The 3,286-nt window shown below is 54.4% G+C and carries 2 protein-coding genes; both read right to left on the bottom strand.

Translation table 11 applies throughout. From position 1 onward, the window contains the following. Nucleotides 1-151 precede the first annotated feature (151 nt). On the bottom strand, nucleotides 152-2,461 hold the full coding sequence (locus FJY67_11690) for a hypothetical protein (GenBank protein ID MBM3330111.1): 2,310 nt from the start codon (nucleotides 2,459-2,461) through the stop codon (nucleotides 152-154). A 270-nt stretch (nucleotides 2,462-2,731) separates the two neighbouring features. Continuing rightward, nucleotides 2,732-3,286, bottom strand: a 555-nt coding sequence (locus tag FJY67_11685) for a T9SS type A sorting domain-containing protein (GenBank protein MBM3330110.1), incomplete at its 5' end; no start/stop codon positions are given.

Raw genomic sequence — 3,286 nt, 5'->3', positions numbered from 1 at the left:
TGGATTTCTTATCCTCGTAGAAGGACTCCTTGATGACGCATCTGTCGGGGAGAACATCTACGGGTGTAGAACCCTGTCGGGAGTCTTCGCGGCGATGCGGACCCTGATAACCGCCGCTCTGTTGGTGGTAGTTTGGCGTCACAGTTTTCCTCTATGTTTCTTTGTTTCGCGCTGCCATGAGCGCATATTGAAGGCTGAAGTTGAGCCATTGGAACTCTTCGCAGGCAGGATTGAGCAGTTGTTGCGCCCACTTCAGAGATTCGCTATCCAGCTTCCAGTTTCGCTTCAAATCCCAGACCAAATCGGTGATGTAGCGGAGGTGATTGTTGTTGTGCGTTCGCGCATAAAGCCTTTGCCGGGAAGCATATTCCAAGAGCCGACGCACCTGACCTGTGGAGAGTTGGTCTTCATCCATCCACTGCATGATTTGTATACCTGTTTGCATACCCGCGGCGGCAGTTTGCCAGGAGAGGACTTCACCAAAGACGCACAGGGCATCCTTGACCCGATGCCCGTCTTCGATCGTCCTATCCTTTGCGTCATCCAGCAGCCGACCAGCCTCTTCCATAGCCGCCAAGATCGGCATGTGGTGATGGCCAATGCAGATACCTGCCGAGAATCCCCAGTGTTTGTTCCCGCAGGTGAAGCGCATGAACTCCTCGCGCAGTTTGAGGATGAATGCGATGGCTTGGTCCCAGGGGCCCACCGCAGCCAGGTCGTCGCCCCCCGAATAGACTAAATATATGTGGGGGAATTCCGTGCTGACAAGTTCTTCCACATATCCGCCGAAGAATCCTTCCAGCATCCGGCTGAGGGTGGCGACGTGGGAGAAGGAGTCGGAATTTCGGAATCCGAATCGGAACAATTTCCCAAGATTGTCCACATCGGCTTTGATGAAGCCCAAGGCCTGCCGTCCCTTTGCCTTGGCCGCGATTTTCTCGAAGGTCAGCAGATCGCCGTCGGTGTCGGTGGGAACATAGCGTGCGATTCGGCTGCGTTGATAGGCGAATCTCCCGGAGGGTGGTTCACCCTTCAAAAGCAGAACCTGGTCGGATGTTTCGGGAAGGCTTTGCTCCGCCCCGGCCATCCGCAATGATGCGAAGGGCAACGGTTGATTGCTCTCGCGGTCGAGCATCATTGCGATGGATTGTGACTTGGGCAATTTGGTGCCCCAGTCCTGGTCGATTTCCTTGAAGGGATCGCCGGAGGTTTCGTGCTGTTCTGGTTCAATCTGCGGCAAAAGGAATTGGGAAGATTGCCAGTGGTTATGCATGAGTACACGCGAAAGGCTTCGCTGTGCGGTTTCAGCCAGGTCTGAATTCAAACGGCTGATGGTTTCGGGAAAGTTGACCAAATCACCATCTGTCAGACTCAGTGAGGCGAAGTTGAAGCGGATGCGCCCGTGGCTACGGTTCAGGCTCCACTCCTCAATCCGATACTGCATTGCGACAAGTTCCTGCCTGATGTCGCTACGATTGGGCAATAGAAGATAGAGTTTTCCGCCGGCGGACATAATGCGATGGGCTACGGTCAATCTTTGTCGCTTCAGGAAGTGAAGCGCAGCCTGCTCGGTGAATAGCCGCACACCAAGGGAACGACCGCGCAGTCTGCGAGCAAATCCCTTCCTGCTCATGTCATCCTCCGCCTCGACAACATATTTTAGGTCATAGATGAAGCTCTGAATTCCGCTGAAATCGCCGGCAACCAGAATGAACGGAGTGCCCTGATCTTCGGCCAATGTCAGACATCCCGCAATCACCGACACCGCGCGCGAATGGTCGAAAAGCGATACATCCGGATCGGGAATGTTCGTTGCGGCAGGCACCGACCAGATTGTCGCTTCCATATCGGAATAGAGTCTGGAATAGAATGACCAGAAGTCGCGGCAATCATACGCTTTGACCTTGGTTAGAAGAACCTCCCAAAGGTTTTGCATTTCGGAAGTAAGGTCGGCGTCAACGTGCTGCTGCGGGAACAAGACTGAACTTCTATCATCCCATTCCGCGACAACGTGCGTTTTCTGAGTTGAAGATGGTTCCTCAATGCAAATCCGCGCGGCAATGGGATTCAGCCGAATACGTCGGAACTGGGCGGAGGACTGCCGCTCGCCATAGGCATCCTCGACCGCCGGACGCTCTAATCCGGAGGCGAGATGATCGGCACGCGCGAGCAGGTGGTCGTCGTCGCTTTCCGGCTGGTGGTGGCGAGAGGCGAGGAGAGCAAGTTCGGTGATGTTAAACGCACTTGGAAGGTGGTCTTTGACAAGCAGGATAAATTCATGGGTATAGAGTACGTGCTTGTGAGACCGGTATCTGCCCTTCCGATTGAATGGGCAAATCAGGTCTTCAAGGCGAGCTGATTCAGAGGAAAGACCTTTGCCAGACTCGTGCGCTCGTTGCCCCAGTTTGCCGATATCGTGAAGTAGGGCTGCAAGTGAAAGATATTGATAACGTTCGTTCATTTGATTCCCTCATTTTGATCTGTTGATGTCGCCTTGCCCTGGTCAATTAACTCCGAGCTCCGCGTCACCCGCCGCACTGTTCAACCGCCGTTTACACACTGGAGCAAAGCGCGAAGAACAACGATTGACCGCTGAACGTTGGATTCAGTGACTTGTCCACGAGATAATTCCGAATCGCGCCATCTTGCACACGCAACGGGATGTCGTCGAGCTCGATTCACCCATAATTCGCGTATGCAAAATCGAGTTGGCAACATGCCGAAAACGTCATTACTTCACCAACGTCATCTTCATCGACTTGTTGAATGCTCCCGCTTCAATACGGCAAAAATAGACCCCCGATCCGACCGATGTTCCCGATGCATTTCGTCCCGACCATAGCGCTGTGTAGTAGCCTGCACGTTGCGGAGCATCCACCAATGTGATCACTTCTCGACCAAGAACGTCAAACACCTTCACCTTCACCGCCACGTCTTCCTTCAGCCCATAACTGATCCGCGTCACCGCATTGAATGGATTAGGGTAATTCTGACGCAAGAAATACTCGGTCGGAACCGTCGGACGCCCGGCGAACTCGCCGCCGCCGAGCATTGCCAGCAACTCATCCGTCCGCTTCCGGTGCGCTTCATAACTCACCGGACTAAGTTCCTGCCGGCTTCCAAACACCGAGCGCACCCGGTCAACCGTATCCCGCTGAGCCCACTCCTGCGCTTCCAAATGCAGCGTCCCGGCGTCGATCACCGCAAAGACGCTGTCCGCCCGGCAGTCAGCATTATCTATGATCGCCTCAAAGCCGGCTATCGCCTCATCATAGCGATGTTGCGC

The organism is Calditrichota bacterium (genome assembly GCA_016867835.1).
GTDB lineage: Bacteria > Electryoneota > AABM5-125-24 > Hatepunaeales > Hatepunaeaceae > VGIQ01.
This window is presented reverse-complemented; position numbering and strand designations above follow the sequence as displayed.

What these genes read in the sequence shown, in the direction of transcription:
- FJY67_11690 (MBM3330111.1), bottom strand. Translation starts at nt 2,461, where the DNA reads ATGAACGAACGTTATCAATATCTTTCACTTGCAGCCCTACTTCACGAT.